Source organism: Achromobacter sp. K91, from assembly GCF_003576205.1.
Classification (GTDB): domain Bacteria; phylum Pseudomonadota; class Gammaproteobacteria; order Burkholderiales; family Burkholderiaceae_B; genus Achromobacter; species Achromobacter aegrifaciens.
In genome coordinates this window covers 76,246-94,635 of sequence record NZ_QWFB01000054.1, presented here as the reverse complement: position 1 = coordinate 94,635, position 18,390 = coordinate 76,246, and the positions used below count along the sequence as shown (strand labels likewise).

The 18,390-nt window shown below is 66.4% G+C and carries 23 protein-coding genes; 6 read left to right on the top strand and 17 right to left on the bottom strand.

What is annotated here, in order from left to right; genetic code table 11:
* Positions 1-82: 82 nt before the first annotated feature.
* On the top strand, positions 83-925 hold the full coding sequence (locus tag DXK93_RS26580; protein ID WP_054458212.1) for a LysR family transcriptional regulator: 843 nt from the start codon (positions 83-85) through the stop codon (positions 923-925).
* A gap of 9 nt (positions 926-934) precedes the next feature.
* Here DXK93_RS26580 and DXK93_RS26575 read toward each other — a convergent pair whose 3' ends face one another.
* The 8 genes from DXK93_RS26575 to DXK93_RS26540 form a co-directional block, all read right to left on the bottom strand.
* A complete protein-coding gene (locus DXK93_RS26575; protein ID WP_054458213.1) occupies positions 935-1,468 on the bottom strand; it encodes an OsmC family protein in 534 nt (177 codons plus the stop codon).
* A gap of 48 nt (positions 1,469-1,516) precedes the next feature.
* On the bottom strand, positions 1,517-2,692 hold the full coding sequence (locus tag DXK93_RS26570; RefSeq protein WP_233564617.1) for a c-type cytochrome: 1,176 nt from the start codon (positions 2,690-2,692) through the stop codon (positions 1,517-1,519).
* On the bottom strand, positions 2,689-3,480 hold the full coding sequence (locus DXK93_RS26565; protein WP_119451643.1) for an ABC transporter ATP-binding protein: 792 nt from the start codon (positions 3,478-3,480) through the stop codon (positions 2,689-2,691). Before DXK93_RS26565 ends, DXK93_RS26570 begins: the two co-directional genes overlap by 4 nt.
* On the bottom strand, positions 3,474-4,490 hold the full coding sequence (locus DXK93_RS26560; protein WP_119451642.1) for an ABC transporter permease: 1,017 nt from the start codon (positions 4,488-4,490) through the stop codon (positions 3,474-3,476). The genes DXK93_RS26565 and DXK93_RS26560 overlap by 7 nt, the downstream gene beginning before the upstream one ends.
* Positions 4,477-5,508, bottom strand: a complete 1,032-nt coding sequence (locus DXK93_RS26555) for an ABC transporter substrate-binding protein (protein ID WP_119451641.1) — start codon at positions 5,506-5,508, stop codon at positions 4,477-4,479. The genes DXK93_RS26560 and DXK93_RS26555 overlap by 14 nt, the downstream gene beginning before the upstream one ends.
* Positions 5,509-5,638: 130 nt before the next feature.
* Positions 5,639-5,971 carry a hypothetical protein gene (locus tag DXK93_RS26550; RefSeq protein WP_054458217.1) on the bottom strand — a complete coding sequence of 111 codons (333 nt, stop codon included), beginning with the start codon at positions 5,969-5,971 and terminating at the stop codon, positions 5,639-5,641.
* Positions 5,972-6,042: 71 nt separating this feature from the next.
* Entirely contained in the window at positions 6,043-6,912 is an 870-nt protein-coding gene (locus DXK93_RS26545) for an N-formylglutamate amidohydrolase (RefSeq protein ID WP_119451640.1), read from the bottom strand.
* A gap of 2 nt (positions 6,913-6,914) precedes the next feature.
* Complete coding sequence (locus DXK93_RS26540; protein ID WP_119451639.1) at positions 6,915-7,904, bottom strand: tripartite tricarboxylate transporter substrate binding protein; 990 nt, start codon at positions 7,902-7,904, stop codon at positions 6,915-6,917.
* Positions 7,905-8,017: 113 nt separating this feature from the next.
* On the opposite strand from DXK93_RS26540, the gene DXK93_RS26535 reads away from it, so the two are divergent.
* Positions 8,018-8,950, top strand: coding sequence for a LysR substrate-binding domain-containing protein (locus DXK93_RS26535; protein ID WP_119451638.1), 933 nt, complete (start codon positions 8,018-8,020; stop codon positions 8,948-8,950).
* A gap of 127 nt (positions 8,951-9,077) precedes the next feature.
* Here DXK93_RS26535 and DXK93_RS26530 read toward each other — a convergent pair whose 3' ends face one another.
* The 6 genes from DXK93_RS26530 to DXK93_RS26505 form a co-directional block, all read right to left on the bottom strand.
* Positions 9,078-9,293, bottom strand: coding sequence for a hypothetical protein (locus tag DXK93_RS26530; protein WP_042792993.1), 216 nt, complete (start codon positions 9,291-9,293; stop codon positions 9,078-9,080).
* A gap of 103 nt (positions 9,294-9,396) precedes the next feature.
* Positions 9,397-10,503, bottom strand: a complete 1,107-nt coding sequence (locus tag DXK93_RS26525) for an AGE family epimerase/isomerase (protein WP_119451673.1) — start codon at positions 10,501-10,503, stop codon at positions 9,397-9,399.
* Between the two features lie 148 nt (positions 10,504-10,651).
* Positions 10,652-10,864: a hypothetical protein gene (locus tag DXK93_RS26520; RefSeq protein ID WP_008159938.1), complete on the bottom strand. Its 213-nt coding sequence runs from the start codon at positions 10,862-10,864 to the stop codon at positions 10,652-10,654.
* Between the two features lie 329 nt (positions 10,865-11,193).
* Entirely contained in the window at positions 11,194-11,418 is a 225-nt protein-coding gene (locus tag DXK93_RS26515) for a hypothetical protein (RefSeq protein WP_054458221.1), read from the bottom strand.
* A gap of 71 nt (positions 11,419-11,489) precedes the next feature.
* Positions 11,490-12,236, bottom strand: coding sequence for a sulfite exporter TauE/SafE family protein (locus DXK93_RS26510; RefSeq protein WP_054458222.1), 747 nt, complete (start codon positions 12,234-12,236; stop codon positions 11,490-11,492).
* A gap of 98 nt (positions 12,237-12,334) precedes the next feature.
* Complete coding sequence (locus DXK93_RS26505; RefSeq protein ID WP_054458223.1) at positions 12,335-13,246, bottom strand: DMT family transporter; 912 nt, start codon at positions 13,244-13,246, stop codon at positions 12,335-12,337.
* 160 nt (positions 13,247-13,406) lie between these two features.
* Here DXK93_RS26505 and DXK93_RS26500 point away from each other — a divergent pair, with 160 nt between their 5' ends.
* Together DXK93_RS26500 and DXK93_RS26495 are read left to right on the top strand one after the other, a co-directional pair.
* Complete coding sequence (locus tag DXK93_RS26500; protein WP_006226939.1) at positions 13,407-13,877, top strand: Lrp/AsnC family transcriptional regulator; 471 nt, start codon at positions 13,407-13,409, stop codon at positions 13,875-13,877.
* Positions 13,878-13,977: 100 nt separating this feature from the next.
* A complete protein-coding gene (locus tag DXK93_RS26495; RefSeq protein ID WP_054458224.1) occupies positions 13,978-14,211 on the top strand; it encodes a hypothetical protein in 234 nt (77 codons plus the stop codon).
* 69 nt (positions 14,212-14,280) lie between these two features.
* Here DXK93_RS26495 and DXK93_RS26490 read toward each other — a convergent pair whose 3' ends face one another.
* The 3 genes from DXK93_RS26490 to DXK93_RS26480 form a co-directional block, all read right to left on the bottom strand.
* Entirely contained in the window at positions 14,281-14,874 is a 594-nt protein-coding gene (locus tag DXK93_RS26490; RefSeq protein ID WP_054458225.1) for a YSC84-related protein, read from the bottom strand.
* Positions 14,875-14,994: 120 nt separating this feature from the next.
* Positions 14,995-15,249, bottom strand: a complete 255-nt coding sequence (locus tag DXK93_RS26485) for a hypothetical protein (RefSeq protein ID WP_054458226.1) — start codon at positions 15,247-15,249, stop codon at positions 14,995-14,997.
* Between the two features lie 196 nt (positions 15,250-15,445).
* On the bottom strand, positions 15,446-16,309 hold the full coding sequence (locus DXK93_RS26480; RefSeq protein ID WP_119451637.1) for a MurR/RpiR family transcriptional regulator: 864 nt from the start codon (positions 16,307-16,309) through the stop codon (positions 15,446-15,448).
* Positions 16,310-16,426: 117 nt separating this feature from the next.
* Between DXK93_RS26480 and DXK93_RS26475 the strand changes: the two genes are divergently transcribed.
* Together DXK93_RS26475 and DXK93_RS26470 are read left to right on the top strand one after the other, a co-directional pair.
* Positions 16,427-17,425, top strand: coding sequence for a tripartite tricarboxylate transporter substrate binding protein (locus DXK93_RS26475; protein WP_054458228.1), 999 nt, complete (start codon positions 16,427-16,429; stop codon positions 17,423-17,425).
* An 11-nt stretch (positions 17,426-17,436) separates the two neighbouring features.
* Positions 17,437-18,390, top strand: coding sequence for a succinylglutamate desuccinylase/aspartoacylase family protein (locus tag DXK93_RS26470; protein WP_054458229.1), 954 nt, complete (start codon positions 17,437-17,439; stop codon positions 18,388-18,390).

The window sequence follows — 18,390 nt, the reverse complement described above, 5'->3', positions numbered from 1 at the left end:
GAAACTATAGGCACGGCGCTTGCCATCGTGAAGCCCACTGGGTACTTTAACTGTCATCGGACTTTCCTATGACCAGGCCGCTATGCTCAATCCCTTGTGGCTCAAGACCTTCGCCGCGGCCGCCGCCGCGCCCAGCTTCACCGAGACCGCCCGGCGCCTGGGCCTGACCCAGCCCACGGTCAGCGAACACATCCGCCAGCTGGAACAGGCCTTGAACCGGCGTCTGTTCCAGCGCGACACGCATTCGCTCGCGCTCACCAGCGACGGCCGCAGCCTGCTGGTGCATGCGCAGATCATCCTGGACGCGCACGAGCGGGCCGAGCGCCTGTTCGACGCGCCGCGCCTGCGTGGGCGCGTGCGCCTGGGCACCTCGGACGATCTGGCAATGGGACCTCTGCCCGACGTGCTGGCCGCCTTCCGGCTGGCCCACCCGGAGGTCGAACTGGACCTGACCATCGGCGTCACCAGCGAGCTCTACAAGCTGCTGGACGACAACGGCCTGGACGTCATGATAGGCAAGCGCCGCAAGGGCGACCGCCGCGGCCAGACGCTGCACAAGGAAGCCCTGCTGTGGCAGGCCAAGGAAGGCCTGCGGGTGGCGCCGGACGAACCGCTGCCGCTGATCCTGCTGCGCGAACCCAGCGTGACCCGCGGCCTGACGCTGGACGCGCTGGCCCGCGCCGGCCGCAGTTGGCAGATCGTCTGCACCAGCACCAGCTATGCGGGCTGCCAGGCGGCCGCCCGCGCCGGCCTGGGCATCACGGTGCAGCCTTCGCACCTGTCCACGCTCGGCCTTGCCGCGCCAGCAGGCGCCGCGCAACTGCCCGCGCTGCCGCAGGTGGAATTCATCGTGATCTCGGCGCCCGCGCCCAACAAGCCCACGCGCGCGCTGACCGAGATCCTGATGCGCAGCACGCTGACTTGAGGCCTTTGCTTATTGCGCCGCCGAGCGGGTGTGCTGCACGCGGCCTTCCAGCGGCTGCGGCTGCTTGAGCAGGTTCAGGATCGGGCACCATTGCTCCACCGCCTCATGCACGGCGCGCACCGCGCTCTCGTCGGCCGGCGACACGATGTGCGCGGTATAGCGGATGTTGTGCGGAAAGAATGGCACCTGCTCATAGCCCGGCTTGCCGCCGCGCGGGTCCAGGTCGCCTTCGATCTCCACCTGCAGCGACTCCAGCGGCAATTCGAGTTCGGCCGCCTTGATCAGGAAGATATGCGTCAGGCAACTGCCCAGCGATCCCAGCAGCAGCTCGGGCGAACTCGGTCCCAGGTCATAGCCCGCGAAATCCGCGGGACTGTCGCTGACCACCTGGTGATCTCGGATCCGGATTCGGCGCACGCCGCTGCGGCCTTCGGCGCTGACCTGTGCGCGCAATTTCACCGGCGTCACGGTGTGCGGATCGCGCGCGTTGCGCGCCAGCACGGCCTCGCGTTTCTGGCCCAGATATTCGTTCAACGTACTCATGTTGCAGACCTCGCTTGGGGTTGATATGTGCTTGAGCAAGCGCCGCAGTCAATGTTCGCGGCGCATATCCGGAATGGCGATGGGCGCACGATCCATCGCCTGCAATAGTTGGCCCAGCCCGCGGGCCGTCGCTCCCTCCATCCGTCCTCCCGGCCCACAGACATCGTCCGCGCTGGTCCACGCCGGAGCCGCGCCTGGCAGGCGGCGCGCGCGCAGCCAGCCCTGGCGGTCGACCATGAACTGCGCGCCCACCAGCTCGTCAGGAGACACGCCGGCTGCCAGCGCATAGGCGTTCCAGGCCTCTACGCCTGCCGCCACGCAATCCGCGTCTACGCGCTGTGTGTGGCCACGCGTCAGCGCCACGGTGAGCAGGCGTGGATCCTGCGGTTCCTCGGCCGCGCCCTGCGCGTAGGCCATCACACGCAGGGGCAAGCCGCGCAAGCCGCTGAGCCGCGTCGCCCGGCCGTCGCGGCAGGCAAGCGCCACGACGGGTGCGGCGACCGCCGGCATGCCGCTGCCGCCGCTGACGCCATAGGCCCGCAGGCGCAGATAGTCCAGCACCTGCCAGATCTCTTCCGTGTTCAGCATTGCGCCAAACGCCGGCATCGCGGGGTTGGCCGCCGGTTCCTGGCCGCCCTGCGCGATGCGCCAGTGCAGCTCGCCTTCGAGCCTGTTCTGGAACAGGGCCGGTCCCAGCACGCTGGGCCACACCGGCAGGCTGGCCGCGCGCTCGCCCCGCCCATCTGCCGCCGCGCCGTGGCATGCGGCGCAATGCGCCTGGTACAGCCGTCCGCCCTGCAACAGATTGGCATCGGAAAACGGCAACGGCGACCGCTGATAGGAAGAACTGTGCGCCTCGACCAGCAACATCCGCGGGTTCGGCCAGTCAGCCAGCAGCGCCAGCGCGACGGCGGCGCCCAGCCATGCCAGCCGGCGGCGCTTGGCGAACAGCGCGCCGCACAGCAACGCCAGCGCCGCCGCCGACTGCGCCAGCGCCAGCCAAAGCTGGCGCCACGTGTGCGGGCTGACGGGCAGGTCCGGGTCGTAGCGCCACGCGAATGGCCAATACGCCAATGCCGGAGCCTGGCCCAGCGAGCGCCAGACCGCGGCGCCCAGGGCCAACGCCAATGCGGCCAAGCCGACCGTCAACAGCGCCGCCATGCGCCGCCGGGCCCACCGCGCCGCGCCAGCGGCATCCGCCGGCCGGCGTTGCACGATGCTCACCACGTCGCATCCAGCCCCAACAAGGCCAGCGCGCGATGGCGCAACGCGGCCAGGCGCGGATCGCCGCGATGCCTGGGGTACGGCAGGTCGTTGACGATTTCGTCCTTGATCCGCGCCGGCCGCTCGCTCAGCACCACGATGCGCGTGGCCATGAACAGCGCCTCCTCCACATCGTGCGTGACCAGCAAGGCCGTGTAGCCTTCGCGTTGCCACAGGTCCACCAGTTCGGACTGCATGGCGATGCGGGTCAGCGAGTCCAGCTTGCCCAGCGGCTCGTCCAGGATCAGGATGCGCGGATCGTTGACCAGCGCCCGCGCCAGCGCGGCGCGCTGCGCCATGCCGCCGGACAGCTGATGCGGATAGGCCTGGCTGAACGCCTTCAGGCCCACGCGCTGCAAGGCCTCGTCCACCCGGCTGCGCTGCGTCTTCAACAGCCCGCGCGCCTGCAGTCCCAGGGCCACGTTGTCCCAGACCGTGCGCCACGGATATAGCGTGGGGTCCTGGAACACCACGATGCGCGAAGGCGAAGGCCCCGTGATCGGCTCGCCGTCCGCCAGCAGGCCGCCCGCGGCGGGCGGCTCCAGGCCCGCCACCAGGCGCAGCAGCGTGGACTTGCCGCAGCCGCTGGGTCCCAGCAGCGCCACGAACTCGCCCGGCTTCACGTCCAGGTCTATGCCGTCCAGCACCGGCAGTTGCGCGCCGTCCAGGTCGAAGTGATGGTTCACGCCGCGCACGGCCAATGCGGCGCCGGCCGCATCCCGCTTGTCAGGCACCGCTGCCGCTACCATTTCACGACTCCCTTCTGCCAGGCCAGGAGGCGGTCGCGCCCCAGGAACAGCAAAGTAATGAGGCCCGAGAACACCAGCGCCATCACGATCAGCGCGCCGTACATGTTGGCGTAGGACGCCCAGCCCTGGGCCCATGACAGGTACCAGCCCAGCCCGGACTTCACGCCCATCATCTCGGCCGCCACCAGCACCGAAAACGAGGCGCCCAGGCCCATGAACAGGCCCACGAAGACCTGCGGCAAGGCCGCCGGAATCGCCACGCGCAGCACCAGGAACCACTCATTGGCGCCCATGGTGCGCGCCACGTCGTAGTAGGCCCGGTTGACGCCCGCCACGCCCGACCAGGTCAGCACCGTGACCGGAAACCAGGTGGCCAGGGCGATCAGGAAGACCGCTGCCGACCAGCTCGACGGAAAGAAGAAGAACGCCATAGGCAGCAAGGCCGTGGAAGGCACCGGCCCCAGGAAGCGCAGCACCGGATGCACCCAATAGCCCAGGCCGCGCGACCAGCCGATCGCGACCCCGGTCAGGAAACCCGCGGCCGCGCCCAGCAGAAAGCCGTTGGCCAGCAGCCAAAGCGAATTCGCCAGACTGTCGGCCAGCCGCTTGTAGTCGGAGACGTAGACTTCGATCAGCGACTGCGGCGGCGCGAAGAACGGGCTGGGCAGCAGCGCCAGCTTGGCCGTCGCGATCTCCCAGGCGCCCACCGCCACGGCCAGGGCCGCGAGCCAGGGGCCGGCGCGGTGCAAGGCGCGCACGGCGCGCAACTGCCCCGCCCCCGGCGCCGCCGCCAGTAACAGCAGCAACGCCAGCGCCAAGGCCGCCGCGCCGAATTCGCGCGTGTAGCCCCAGGACGAGAAGCCCACCTCGACGTTCGGCCATGCCAGCGTCACGCCGCCCACGCCCGCCCACAGCGCGGCGGCGGCGATACCGGTCTTCCACAAGCGCCAGTCGCGCGCGGGCCGATTCACGCCCGCGGCCGGGGCGTGCAATACGTCAGCCGAGGACATTGGGCACCACCGCTTGCGCGTATTTGTTGACGTCCAGGCCCGCGCTCAGCACCTTGATCGTCTTCAGGTCCCGGGCGTAGCCCACGATCTCTTCGCGCAACGCGGCGCCCGTCGAGGCATGGCCATGGCTATGGCTGCGCAGGATCGCGGCCACGCGTTCGGCCGGCACCTTGCCGGGCACATACGGCGCGAAGATGCGCGCGGTCTCGTCCGGGTTGGAAGCCGTCCAGCGCTGCGCGTCGATCACCGCGCGCGCAATGGCCGCGGCGGCCTCTGGATCCTTGCGCACCAGATCGCCGCGCAGGCCCAGCACGCAGCAGGTACGGTTCTCGTAATCGCCCTCGATGTTGGTGGCGATCTCTCGCAGCTTGTTGTCCTCGCGCAGCGTGTAGATCAGCGGATCGTCACCCGCAATGGCGTCGACCTCGCCCTTGCGCAGGACTTCGCCGAACAGGTCCTGCGGGTACTGGCGCCAGTCCACGGATTCGGGATCGATACCCAGCTGCGCCACGCGGATCGCGAAGAAGTTCTTCACCGGACTGGCCTGGTCCGACACGGCCACGCGGCGTCCCTTCAGGTCGTTGACGCTCTTGATCGGCGAATCCTGCGCCGTCAGCAAGCGCATGCAGCCGCCATGCGTGCCCACCGCCAGCTTGACGTCGAAGCCCTGCTCCAGCGGCTTCAACCAACGCAGCGCCATGCCGATGCCGCCATCGGCGTGGCCGGTGGCGATCGCCTCCAGCAGCTGGTCGGTGGAGCCGCTGAAGTTGATGCGTTCGACCTTGAGGTTGTACTTGTCGAAGAAGCCGCGCTCCAGCGCCACCGACACGGGCGATTGGCAGACTGCGGTCTGGCTCCATGCGATCTTGAACGTGCGCGGTGCGGCGTTGGCGGCCAGCACGCGCGAGCCCAGCATGCCCAGCGGCGCCGCAAGGCCTGCGGCGCCTGCCGCGCGCAGCAGCGCACGGCGCGAAATTCCCCGCGTGGAGATGGCGCGGGAATGGACGTTCGTATTCATCAACCTTCCTTTTGAGCAGACTGTGAATGGCGATGATTGCCATGCGGCATCATCGACCTGCGCTCAGGGGTTAGACAAATACAAAGTCGGGATAACAATATGGGCGACGCATGGCCGCCCAGGGGCTGGACTATTCGGGCAAGTGGTCCGGAACGCCGTCCTCGTCGACCTGCTTGACGCGGTCCAGCGCGTTGCGTGCGGCCGACATGGCCTCGACCGTGCTGCGGAAGCGTCGGCTGATGAAGATCTCGAAAGCCTGGGTGTCGGGCTCGGCTTCCTGCTGCACGGCGTCATCCGGTGGCGCTGGCGCATCGGCCTGGGCTGCCGCTTGCGCGTCCCGTTCGGCCTGGCTCTTTTTCTTCGGCAACCGCCGCGTTTCGATGAAAGCGCGCGGCGGCACGCGCCCCTCGGGTTGGGTCGCGTACGCGAGCACCGAAAATCCGTTGATGATCTTCTCAGCCATTGCGGTTCCGTGTGGCCGCGCCCAAAAAAGCGCGGTTCCTTGTTACCGACTACGGCCCGCCGCGGGAAAACTTAAGCCAGCGCCGCCTGGCGCGCACGCACGTAGGCCGCCACCTGGGCCAGCACGTCGGACAGGTCCGCCTGCAGCGGCGCGAAGCCGGCGTTGCGCTCGCGCGTGGCTTCGTCCATGTACAGCGGACGGCGGATCTCCACCTGCAAGCTGTGCCGATTCAAGGCCGGCTGGCCGATCTGCGCGATCAACTGCACGCCTTTGTAGGGGTCGTTGCGCGCCACGGTGTAGCCCTTGCCGCGCAAAGCGGTCTCGATCAGGGCGATGAACTCCGGCTCGCAGGTGGTGCCGTCGCGGTCGCCCAGCACAAAGTCCGCCAGCGGATGCTCGCTCTTGCGGCCCAGGCGCTCGTAGGCGTCGTTGGGCATCGAGTGCAGGTTCAGGTGCCAGACCGCGCCAAAACGCTGCCGCACCTGCTGGATCGCCTGCGACAGCGCCGCGTGGTAAGGCTCGTAATACGCCTGGATGCGGTGGCGCACTTCGGCCAGCGTGAGCTTGCGGTCGTAGATCGGCGTGGACCTGTCCATCCTGCGCCAGATCAAACCCTTGCCCAGGCGGGTCTTCTCGCCCGGGTCCAGCGGCTCGGGCCAGGGTTGCGCCAGCAGCTCCGGGTCCAGGTCCTGCAGCGTGCGGTTGGGATCGATATAGACGCGCGGAAAGTTCGCGGCGATCAGCGTCGCGCCCAGGGCCGGCGCCGCCGACCACAATGCGTCCACGTGCGTGTCCTCGCCCTGGCGCAATTGCGCCAGGGTGGCCGCGGCGCCGAAATCGTCGGGATAGCGCTCGCCGCTATGCGGCGAATCGCAAACGAGCGGCAAGCCCGGGCCCGTGGGCTCGTGTACGGAAACAGCGTCGAAGTCGGCGTGGGTCATCGTCAATCAGCCTGAATGTTGGCAGTCTTGGCGACATTGGCGTAGCGCGCCAGGGCCTGCTGGATCTGCGCCTCGAATTCCTGGGGCGTGGTGCGCACCAGCGTACCACCCACTTCCTCGGCCTTCTTGCGGAATTCCGGATCGTCCTGGGCCGCGCGCACTGCCTTGTTCAGGCGTTCGATCACGGCCGGCGGGGTGCCGGCGGGCGCCACCAGGCCGAACCAGCCGCCCGTACCCATGTCGGGGTACCCCAGCTCGATGTAGGTCGGCACGTCGGGCAACAGCGGCGAGCGTTCGGCGCCCAGCACGGCCAGCGCGCGCAGCTTGCCGCCCTGCACCTGCGGCAGGGTCGAGGACAGGTTGTCGGTGATAGCATCCACCTGCCCGCCCATCACGTCATTCAACGCCGGACCCGCGCCGCGGTACGGCACGTGCAGCAGCTTGATGCCGGACAGCATCATGAAGTTCTCGATGTTCACATGGCCCAGCGAGCCCACGCCCGGCGAGGCGAAGCTATAGCGCTCCGGCTGTTTTTTGGCCAGGGCCACGAACTCGGCCATGTTCTTGGCCGGCAAGCCCGGATTGATCGCGAAGATGCTGGGCACGGCGACCACGTTGGCCACCGGCACGAAGTCCTTCACCGGGTCGTAGTTCATCTTGCGGAACACGGCCGGGTTCGAGCCGTGCGTGCTCATCGTGGCCATGCCGATGGTGTAGCCGTCGGGCGTGGCGCGGGCCACCTGCTCCATGCCCATGGAACCGCCGGCGCCGGCCTTGTTCTCGACCACGATGGTCTGCTTCAGGTCGCGGCCGGCGTACTCGGCCACCAGGCGCGCCACGATGTCGGTCGAACCGCCAGCGGCGAACGGCACCACCAGCTTGATGGGGCGGGCGGGATAGTCGGCAGCTTGGGCGATGCCGGCAAAGGACAACGTGGCGAACATGCCGGCGAGCGCGAAGCGCGCGGACCGGCCCAGGAGGCGGCGGGACATGGGGGATGACTCCGAAAGTTGAAGGTCAGTCGACAAGGCCGCCAGTGTCCGAACTTTACGATCCCCTTTCAAACGACTATATTGCACGGCTTCATTACCAATGGTCATGCTAGATGCGACTGCACTCGCCCTCCATGTCCGAACTGCACGCCTTCGTGACGGCGGCACGCCTGGGCAGCTTCACCCGCGCCGCGGAGGTCTTGTGCGTCACCCAGGGCGCCGTCAGCCGCGCCATTTCCCGACTGGAAGCGCATTTCGGCCAGCCGCTGATGCATCGCAACGCCCATGGCCTGACCCTGACTGAAACCGGACGCCGCCTGTACGACGGCACGCTAGGCCCGCTGCAGCAGATCGAGTCGCTCAGCGCCGGATTGCGCGCCAATGACCGTCGCCTGCGCCTGACGCTGTCGACGGTGCCGACGCTGGCCAGCGCCTGGCTGGTGCCCCGCCTGTCCGACTTTCATGCGCGCCATCCGGATATCCATCTCAGCTTCGCGGCCTACCGCCGCAACGAAGATTTTTCGGGTGAGACGCCCGATGCCAGCATCCTGTCCGGCATGCCGGAGCAATGGCCGGGCTGGCAGGTGGACTACGTGATCGGGCGCGAGTTGGTCGTGATCTGCCACCCCGCCCGTCTGGCGGCCCGGCGCGCGCAGGGACTCTGGGACACGCCAGCCGGCCTGCTCGGGGAACCGCTGCTGTATCACTCGAATGGCATGGACAACTGGGCGCAGTGGCTGGCCGCCGCCGGCGTGCCGCGCGCCTCGGTCCAGCTGTCCAATGGCTTTGACCAGGTTTCCATCCTGGTTCGCGCCGTCATGGCCGACATGGGCATCGCCGTGCTGCAGCGCTGCCTGGTCCGCGACGACCTGCAGGCCGGACGCGTGGTGGCCCCGTTTCCCGACCTGCCCATCCGCATCGACCGTGGCTACCATCTATGCGCCCCGGCCCAGCGCCGCGACCATTACGCGCTGGCTTGTTTCCGGCGATGGCTGCTGGAAACCGCCGGGCAGGATCCCGACGTGATCGCCGCCAGCCCAGGCTGAGCGCCTAGCCTGCGGACACAACCGGTTGCCGGCGTCCGGCGCGGGAATACTACAAAATGAAAACGGGCTCCCGATCTGGAGCCCGCTGCGGGGGTCTGCGCCATGCTGCCGGCGCGGTCGAAAATGCTCAGGGTGCGAGCTTGAACCCGAGGTCCACGCCCCATTTGTCGGTCTCGCGCAGCCATTTCGCGCCGCAATTCAGGCAGCGGAAATGGTCTTCACGGCTTTCTTCACGGCCTTTCTGCGTGGGATTGGTGAACCCCTGGTGTCCCAGATGGGCATGCGGCGCAACGCCTGCAAGCCCGGGGTTAATGCGTTGGCAAGCCAGGCACATAACGCTCATTGGTGCTTCCCTACAATTTTAGTAACTAAATTGTAAGGGATTCCACCAATACTTTTCTATCGAATCAGGCCCCTAAATCCAAAAAATATTGTTAACGCCACAATTAAACAACAGTGGGCAGGGCCGCCAGGCAGGTTGCCAGGTGATACGGAGAGGTCGACGGCATGTCCTTGCGCACCACCGCTCCTTCCGCGTCCAGGCATTCGTACCAGCCGCCGGGGTGCAGGAAACGCGCGCGGAACATGGACAGGCCGGCCTCCAGCGCGGGCAGGTCGCCCAGCACGCCGAGCACCCGCAGGTACTCGGTCTGCGCCCAGATCCGGCGCGTATCGTCGATCACGGCGCCGGACTCGTCCAGCGACGCCACCACTCCGCCCGCGTCCACACCATGGCGGCGCGACCAGCGCACAGCGCGCGGCAGCGACTCCGTCAGCTCCAGGCCGTCGAAAACCTCGGCCGAGCCTTGCACCAGCGACAGCCACTCGAACTGATGCCCGGGCTCCAGCCGGTTGCCGGTCGAGCCTTGCCGCTCTTCCGCGATGCACTGCGAGGCCGCATGCACGAAGAAATGGCTGATGCCTTGCGCCAGGCCGCGCAGGCGCTGCGCGTACAGCGCCGGCTCCGCGACCTGGGCTGCGGCCAGGTAGGCCTCGGTCAGATGCATCATGGGATTCTGCGCGGGCGCGCGCAGAGGCTGGCTCAGGTCGGCGCTGAGCGCCGCGTGATACAGCCCGTCGGCGGTCTTGAAGCGCGCCTCGATGGTCGAGGAAGTCGACAGCATGAGCTTGCGCGCATCGGCATTGCGGCTGCGGCGGAAATAGGCGGCGCAGGCCAGCACGATGAACGCGTGGGTGTACAGGTCCTGCGTGTCATCGAGCGGATGCGCCGCGGCGTCCACGCTATAGCGCCAGCCTCCGTGAAGCTCGTCGCGGAATACGCGCCGCAGCGATTCGAACAGCACATCTGCATGCGCGCCCGCAGCGTCGCCCGGCGCTTCCGAAAAAACGTAGAGCTGGCGCGCGCAAGCCATGGCGCGGTAGCGCTCGACCGGCAGCGCGACGCCCGTCGCCGCGTCCAGCGATTCATAAGGCAGACCCAGCGCGCCATTGAAACCCTGCCCCATCCAAAGGGGCAGGACAACGGAATCAAAATGGTCGCGGAATGCGCGGATGTGTTCCGCAAGTGAAGAGTTGGTCTGTGCGGCAGTCATCTTGGAACGGCGCATACCCAATGAGGGCCCCAGATTTTGGAGCAGCAACGATAACCGAAATTTTCGTCGCAAACCTTTGAGTATTCTCCGAAGCGTCATGCTCACACAGACCGGTCCCGCCGATCAGCTCCGTCCAGGGCGTGGCGCCCTATCGGAAGATGTTTTCCTCTACCCAGTTCTGCGCGAATACTTCCGCGCGATCGCGTGCTTCGTCCAACGAAGCGCAGTTGCCCAAGTGGGAAAACGCGGCATCCACTTCGGTGCCGCCCTCGGCCGTAACCGTCAGCAGTACGCCATATCCGCCGGTATCCATGGCCGCTGTGGAAACGTCGATCAGAACTTCCTGGTCACGATGCTGCATGTGCTACCTCCCAGTCGGTTACCTAAACGCGTGAACCACGCGTGACGTTGCGGGGGCAGAATCCCCGCGCAAATGAATAGACCTGCAAACGTCACGCAAGTTCATCTTACTGGCGACTCGTGGGTCGCGATACGTCGAAAAGCAGCCAAATCGCGCATTCCGTCTCAGGAAATTCCCGTAGCACGGCCCTATTGGTCGCGAACTCGCGAAATACTGCGAAAACATTCGCAAATTGTGTGGAAATCCCCGCGCCAAACGGTCAAGACGCGGCGAAACGCGGAGGGCGGCCCCGGGCCGCGCCTGCTGTCGACATAATTGGATTTTGCGGGTTAGCGCAAATGGATGGCGCCCGGCTCTTCCATGCGCAGGGCGAGCTTGCCCTTCTCGGTGATCAGCCAGCGGCCGTCGGCGTCGGCTGCAATGCAACGCAACGTCTCCAGCGCCTGCGCCACGTGGGCGGGCACTTCAGTCTGGGCAGCGCCGGGCTCGCAATTGTCGGCCACGATGCGCAGCCAATGTCCCAACTCGCCTTTCTCGAAACGGTGCAATGCCATGCGGTGATTCTCTCTTGAATACCCAACGATAGCATGTTGCCATGCCCCGCCCTGGCGACCTGTAAAAGTCGCTAGGCAAGCAGCTTGGGCAAGGACGACGCCAGCAGCGCCACGCCCGAAACGGTCAGCAGGCCCAGCACGATGCGGCGAAACGCAACGTCGCTGATGCCCACGTAGACGCGCGTGCCCCACAAGGTCGGCACCAGCATCGCCGGCACGATCACCGCAAAGAGCGGCAGCATGTCGCGCGTCACCACGCCGGTGTAGACATAGCTCGCCATCGTCACGACCAACATCGACAGGTTGAAGTTCTGGATCACCGCGCGCTGCACGTCGCGGTCAAAGCGACGCAAGGTGCACCACAAAGTCGGAATGACGCCGGTGAAGCCGCCTATGCCGCCCATGACGCCGCCCATCGCTCCCACCACGCCGTCGGCCCATCGTCCACCCGCCGTGATAGGCGGCAAGCGCGTCGCGAACAGCATCACCGGACACCAGACCGCCAGCAGTCCGCCGACCAGCGCCTTGAACATCAGCGGATCCAGATAGGGCAGCAGCTTGACGCCCAGCGGAATCCCCAGCAATCCGCCCGCCACGAAGGGCAGCAGGTGCGCCATCGTGAATCCGCGGCGCATCGTGAACGCGGCCAGCAACTGGCCGGTCAGCGAGCCGAACACCACCATGGCGGCAGCGAGTTTCGGATCTATCGTCCAGGCCCAGAACGACATGGCCACCATGCCGAAGCCGAAGCCCGAGAGGCCCTGCACGAAACCGGCGGCCATGGCGCCCGCCGCGACCAGCACATATAAGGAATCCATACCCGCCGCACGCCTGCAAGAGAAGCCGGAACGATTCCGGCGCTCGACATTCTAGAACGCGCCGATGGCCGGTTTCGCGCCTGCGGCGTACTGACGGGCTAGGAAGCCCGCAGCGCCAGCGGCCGCTTCAGGCGCGTCGCCGCCGCCGACGCCGCCACGCTGGCGCCGATCAGGGCCAAGCCCAGCGCCAGGTCGGCCGAGATGCGCTCCTGGAACACCAGCGACGACACGATCAGCCCGATCACCGGCACGCACAGCATGGCGATCGAGGTCGCCACCGGCGGCATCTTCTGCGTCATGCCCAGCACCACGATGAAGGTCAGCGCGGTAGCCAGCGGACCGGTGTACAGGATCACGGGCCATGCCTCGGGCTGCGCCAGGAAAACGGGCGCGCCATCGCGCATCCACGCCAGCGCGGCCAGCGGCAGCGCCGCGATGGCGGTCTGCCAGGGAATCATGTCCGCGCCCAGGCGGATATGCCGGTAGCCGCGCAGCTGGATGATATTGCAGGCCCACGCAAAGGACGCACCCAGCAACATGGCCAGGCCGACCACGGTGTGCGCCTGCCAAGGGCTGAACGCGGGCGCGACGATGACGGCGATGCCGGCATAGCTCAGCCCCGTCGCCAGCCATTGCGCCATCGACAGGCGCTCCTTCAGGATCAGCGAGGACAGCGGAATCACCCAGATGGAAGTGGCGTAGGCGATCACGGACGCGCGTCCCGGCGCCACGTATTGCATCGCCCATAGCGCCAGCGCCGTGAACGCCCCCATCTGCAGCAGCGCCACACCCGCCACCAGCGGCATTTCCTGCCGTGTCGGCAGGCGCAGGCGGCCCAGCATGCCCAGCACCAGCGCGCTGATCAGCGCGGCCGAGCCGAACCGGCTGGCGGCCAGCCACAGCGGGCTCATGTGCGTCAGCCCCAGCTTCATGACGGGCCAATTGCCGCCCCAGATGGCGACCGCGCCGACCAGCGGCAAAAACCTGCCCAACGTGCTCTGCTGACTCATTACTGCCCAATCTACTGCTTGAATATTCCGCGCTTTGGCACAATTACCAAATGATGGAATAGTCTATAGGGTTAACCCCAGCATATTTCACTGCATTCAAGGGAGATACCCGTCATACTCAGCACAGATGAATTGCTGAATGACCGTAACTGGGTGACTTATGCCGGAAATCAACCTGGATGCCACCGACATCCGTATCCTCAACGAACTCCAGCGCGATGCGCGGCTGACCAATGTCGAACTCGCCGCGCGCGTGAACCTGTCTGCCTCTCCCTGTCTGGCGCGCGTGCGCCGGCTCGAAACCGAGGGCCTGATCGACCGCCGCGTCACGCTGCTCAACGCGCGCAAGCTGGGCCTGAAGGTCAACGTATTCATCCAGATCTCGCTGGACAAGCAGCGCAAGGCGGCGCTGGACGTGTTCGAACGCGAAATCGCGGTCCTGCCGGAAATCATGGAGTGCTACCTCATGTCGGGCGACGCCGACTACCTGATACGCGCCCTGGTGCCTGACGTGGACGCGCTGGAGCGGCTGATCGTCGAACACATCACCCGCATCCCGGGCGTCGCCAGCATCCGTTCCAGCTTCGCCTTGAAGCAGGTGCTGTACACCACCGCCGTCCCGCTCGCGTGAAGCCCGCGGCGGCAACTTGCGGGATCCGTGGCGCCCCTCCACAATGAAAGCGCCGCGCCCCGCGCCGGCGCCCCTCCCATCGCCTAGCAAGGAGAACACCATGCCTGAAACCGACTGGTTCCCCGGCGGCACGCTACCCGATCGTCAGGGCTACTTCGAAGTGGAATTCGAAACGGGTCAAACCGAAATCACGCGCTACGGCCTGCTCGGCTGGGAGCCCGAACAGGATCGCGGCCGGATCAGACGCTGGCGCGGCCTGGACCCGGACATCGAAGCCGCCGAAATGCAGCGCGAGAGCTCGGTGCGCAACAACGGCGACACGCTCATGGGCTGAAGCGCCGGCAGACGCGCCAAACAAAAACGCCGCGGAGAACATCCGCGGCGTTTTGCTTGGCAGGCCCGTTCAAAGATTCAGTTTGGAGATCTTGGTACCGGCCAGGGACACGCCTGCCATCAGGCCGCCGTTGTTCATCACGAAGCCGACGATGGGTTGTTGTGCCGTGTTGGTGTCGATGCGGCCGTTGGCGCCCACATTGACAACCGCAACCGTCGCATCGGCGCCCACGGTCCAGCCGCTGCTGTTGCGGAACTTGGCAAGCGCCTCATCCGTCATGAACAACAGCACCATCGCCTTGGACTGCGCCCCCGCCTGGAAGCCGACGGAACCCGCCGTGGTGCTGTAGTAGCCGGCGGTGGAACTGCCCACGCGCAGCACGCCCTTGCCATGCTCGGCCCCGATGATGAAGCTGCCGCTCAACACATCAGGAAAAATCAGCACGCCTCGGGCGCGGGCGACCAGTTCCCTGGACTGCGGCGACGCTTGATAGAGCTTGCCCAAGGTGGCGTCGGCCGCACTGTTCAACGATTGGCGCTGTTCGGTCGCGGTGGCCTCTGACTTGGAACTGTTGGTGGTGCAACCCGTGAACATCAGGCCGGCCACGCCGATCGCCGCGGCGGCCAGGCCGACACGACGCAAGACAGGAAAAGTATCAAACATGGAACTCTCCTTTGTTGTTGTCACCCTACACCAATGTACCGGGCAAATCCGCCAGCGCAAAGCACGCGATTGTGTGAAAAGAAACAAAACCCTGCCTGCCGCTGCGGGTCCGGCCCGCCGCTACAGAATGCCGTAGCGCGGTTCGCCCGTGGCTTCGTCCACCGACACGATGCCCGACAGCACCAGTTCGGCGTGGCGTCTTGCCGTCCCAGGATCCTCGAAGGTCACGAAACGCGGCAGCGACCAACGCCGCTCGAATTCGCCTTCCACCCTCCGGCACACCGCTACCTCGATCGCCAACATGCCGGTATCCAGCCGGATGACCTGACATTCCACCTCGAATCCATCAATATGACGCTGTGGCCACGCGCCCATTCCTTGCTCCTCGAAATTGTTTTTCCCGGCCGCAATATGCCAAAAAATTTTTGGCTTGAAAAGTAATGTTTTCAAGGAGTTATGAAGTACTAGAGCAGGTAGTGCGAACGCATCTTGAAGCTCATCCAAATGGCCGAAAATCGGTCCAAATCCTGGCCTTTCGCGCTCGCCGCAAGAACGGTGCGAGCAGCATCTTTCAGCCGCCCGGCGGACGTATCCATTGCGCGTCCCACAAGCCTTCGCCCCGCTCCAGAGCCGCGCCCAAGGCCTGTTTGCTGCGCTGCGCAACCGCCGCCAGCAAGGCATTGCAGACGGAAAAGGCCGCGGTATAGGAATCAAAAGGCGACGCGCTGGAACTGCGCGCTATCAGCACGTGGTGTGCCGAGGCCGCGGCGGGCGCCGACGCCGAATCGGTGATCAGAATCACCTTGCCGCCTCGCTGCCGGAAATACTGCACCGCCTTGGCCGCGGCAACCGAATAGCGCCTGAAGGTAAACGCCAGCAGCACGTCGGCCTCGTCGATCCAGAGCAGTTGGTCTTCCAGGAACAGCGGACCGGCGGCGACCATGGGCTTGACCGAAGGCAGGCACAGGTTCAAGTACAGCGCCACGTGGCTGGCCAGCGGCGCGGCCTGGCGTAGCCCCAGCACATGCACCCGCCCCTTGCGCTGCGTCAGCAGTCGGACGGCAGCCTCGAAGGCGGCCACGTCGATCGACGCGTAGGTCTCCTTCAGGTTGTGCTGGTCATGCAGCAAGGCGTTATGCAGGCAGGCGCGCGCCGACGGTTTGTCCGAGCCCACCGCGTCCGCGCGCTCGCCGGGCGAGGCCAGGCGCGCCGTCACTTCCGTGCGCGCCTCCACCTGGGCCTGCGCGTAGCTTTCGTAGCCGAGCTTGGCCAACAGGCGCACCACGGTGGAAGCGCTGGTGCCGACCTGCCTGGCCAGCGCCGTCGCCGATTCCAGCAGGCTTTGCGGATAGCGCGCCTGCATCTCCTCGACCAGCAATTGTTCGCTCTTGCTGAGCTTGCGGCCGTAGCCGGCAATACGTTGGTGCAGGTTCATCCTTGCATGGCCCTAGGTGATAACCCCAAATTTCACAATACACATTGCATCTTATATTGCTGCCTGCAATCTTCATTGCAAATTAGACCAAACCCGCAGTCACCACAAGAGAATTCCATGAAGCATCAATCGCAGGGACCGTCCTCGATCCGCCGCAGCCTGATCCTGGCCGGTCTGGGCGCCGCCTTGCTGCCGCTGGCCGCGCGCGCCGACGCCTATCCTTCGCGCCCCATCACGCTGGTCGTCCCCTTCCCTGCGGGCGGCTCCGTCGACCTGATCGGCCGACTGTACGCGGACGCCCTGGGCAAGGCGCTGGGTACCAGCGTCATCATCGAGAACCGCGACGGCGCGGGCGGCGCCATCGGCAGCAAGCGCGTCGCGCGCGCCGCGCCGGACGGCTACACGCTGGTCGCGTCGTCGCAAAGCTCGCACCTGGCCAATCCGCTGATGCGCAATGACCTGGGCTACGACCCGATCAAGGACTTCGTCTCGATCTCGCAGCTGTCGCGCACGCCCAATGTGCTGGTGACCAATGCCGCCGTGCCGGCCCGCAACCTGGCGGAGTTCGTGGCGCTGCTGAAGGCGCGCCCCGACCAGTTGCACTATGCCACCGCAGGCATCGGCAGCATGGGCCAGCTCAACGCCGAACTGCTGAAGAACACCCTGCAGCTGCAGGCCGTGCACGTGCCCTATCGCGGCGGCGCGCCGCTGATCAACGCGCTGCTGTCCGACCAGGCGCAGTTCGCGCTGGACAACCTCGCGCCCTTCCTGCCCCACATCCAGGTCGGCAAGATGCGCGCGCTGGCGGTGGCCGCGCCAAAACGCCTGGACTCCCTGCCCGACGTGCCGACCTTCGAGGAACTGGGTTACCCCGTGCTCAATTCCATGTCGTGGATCGGCCTGGCCGCGCCCGCAGGCACGCCGCCCGACATCGTCCAGAAGCTGCTGGCCGCCGTGCGCACCGCCGCCACCGAGGACGGCATGCCGCAATCCCTGGAAAAGGCCGGCGCGCTGCCCCCCGAGAACCAGACCCCGCAACAGTTCACCGCCATGATGTCCGAGCGCCTGGCGTTGTACAAAGACCTGATCGACCGCGCCGGCATCCGTCCTGAATAGGCCCTACTCCCATGAAAAATCCCGCTTTCGAACCCGACACCGCCCCGCTCGAAGTCCTGCCGCGCGATCTCTCGGCCTATCGCGAGGGCAATGTCGGCATCCCCTACGTGCACCGGTTCGAGTCGGGCCGTCCCGGCCCGCACGTGCTGATCAACGCCATCACGCACGGCAACGAAATCTGCGGCATGGTGGCTGCGACCCATCTGCTGGACTCGGGCGTGCGCCCCAAGATCGGCACGCTCACCGTCAGCTTCGCGCACGTCGAAGCCTATGAAGCCTTCGATATCGAGAACCCCTACGAGAACCGCCAGCTCGTCCACAACCTGAACCGCATCTGGTCCGCAGCCATGCTGGACGGCCCGGAAGACAGCCCAGAACTGCGCCGCGCCCGCGAGCTGCGTCCGGTGCTGGACGCCGCCGACTTCGTGCTGGACATCCATTCCACGCGTGCGCCGGTGCAACCCTTCTGGGTCTACACCGAGATGGACCGCAACACGGCGCTGGCCAGCGCCGTCGGCGTGCCGCAGGTGCATCTGGTGATGCCGCCCGACCTCTTCCCCGGCACTGGCGTCATGGGCTACGGCCGCCACGGCGATCCGCACTCCGACAGCAGCGGCTCGCTGGTGGTCGAATGCGGCCAGCACTTCGCGCAATCCGCCGCCGACCTGGCCACCGACGTCACGCTGCGCTTCCTCGCGCACACGGGCCTGATCGACATGCCTGCCGGCACGCCGCCCCCGCCCGCGCCGCAGCGCTACCGCCTGCTCGAAGTGCATATGGTGAAGTCCGAGGACTTCACCTTTACCCGTCCGGTGATCGGCTTCGAAACCTTCGCCAAGGGTGAACTCATCGCCATGAACGGCACCGAGGAAATCCGTTCGCCCTGCGACGACTGCACCATCTTCATGCCCACGCGCATGCCCATCGTGGGTCGCGAAGCGGTGTACCTGACCGTGGCGATCTGA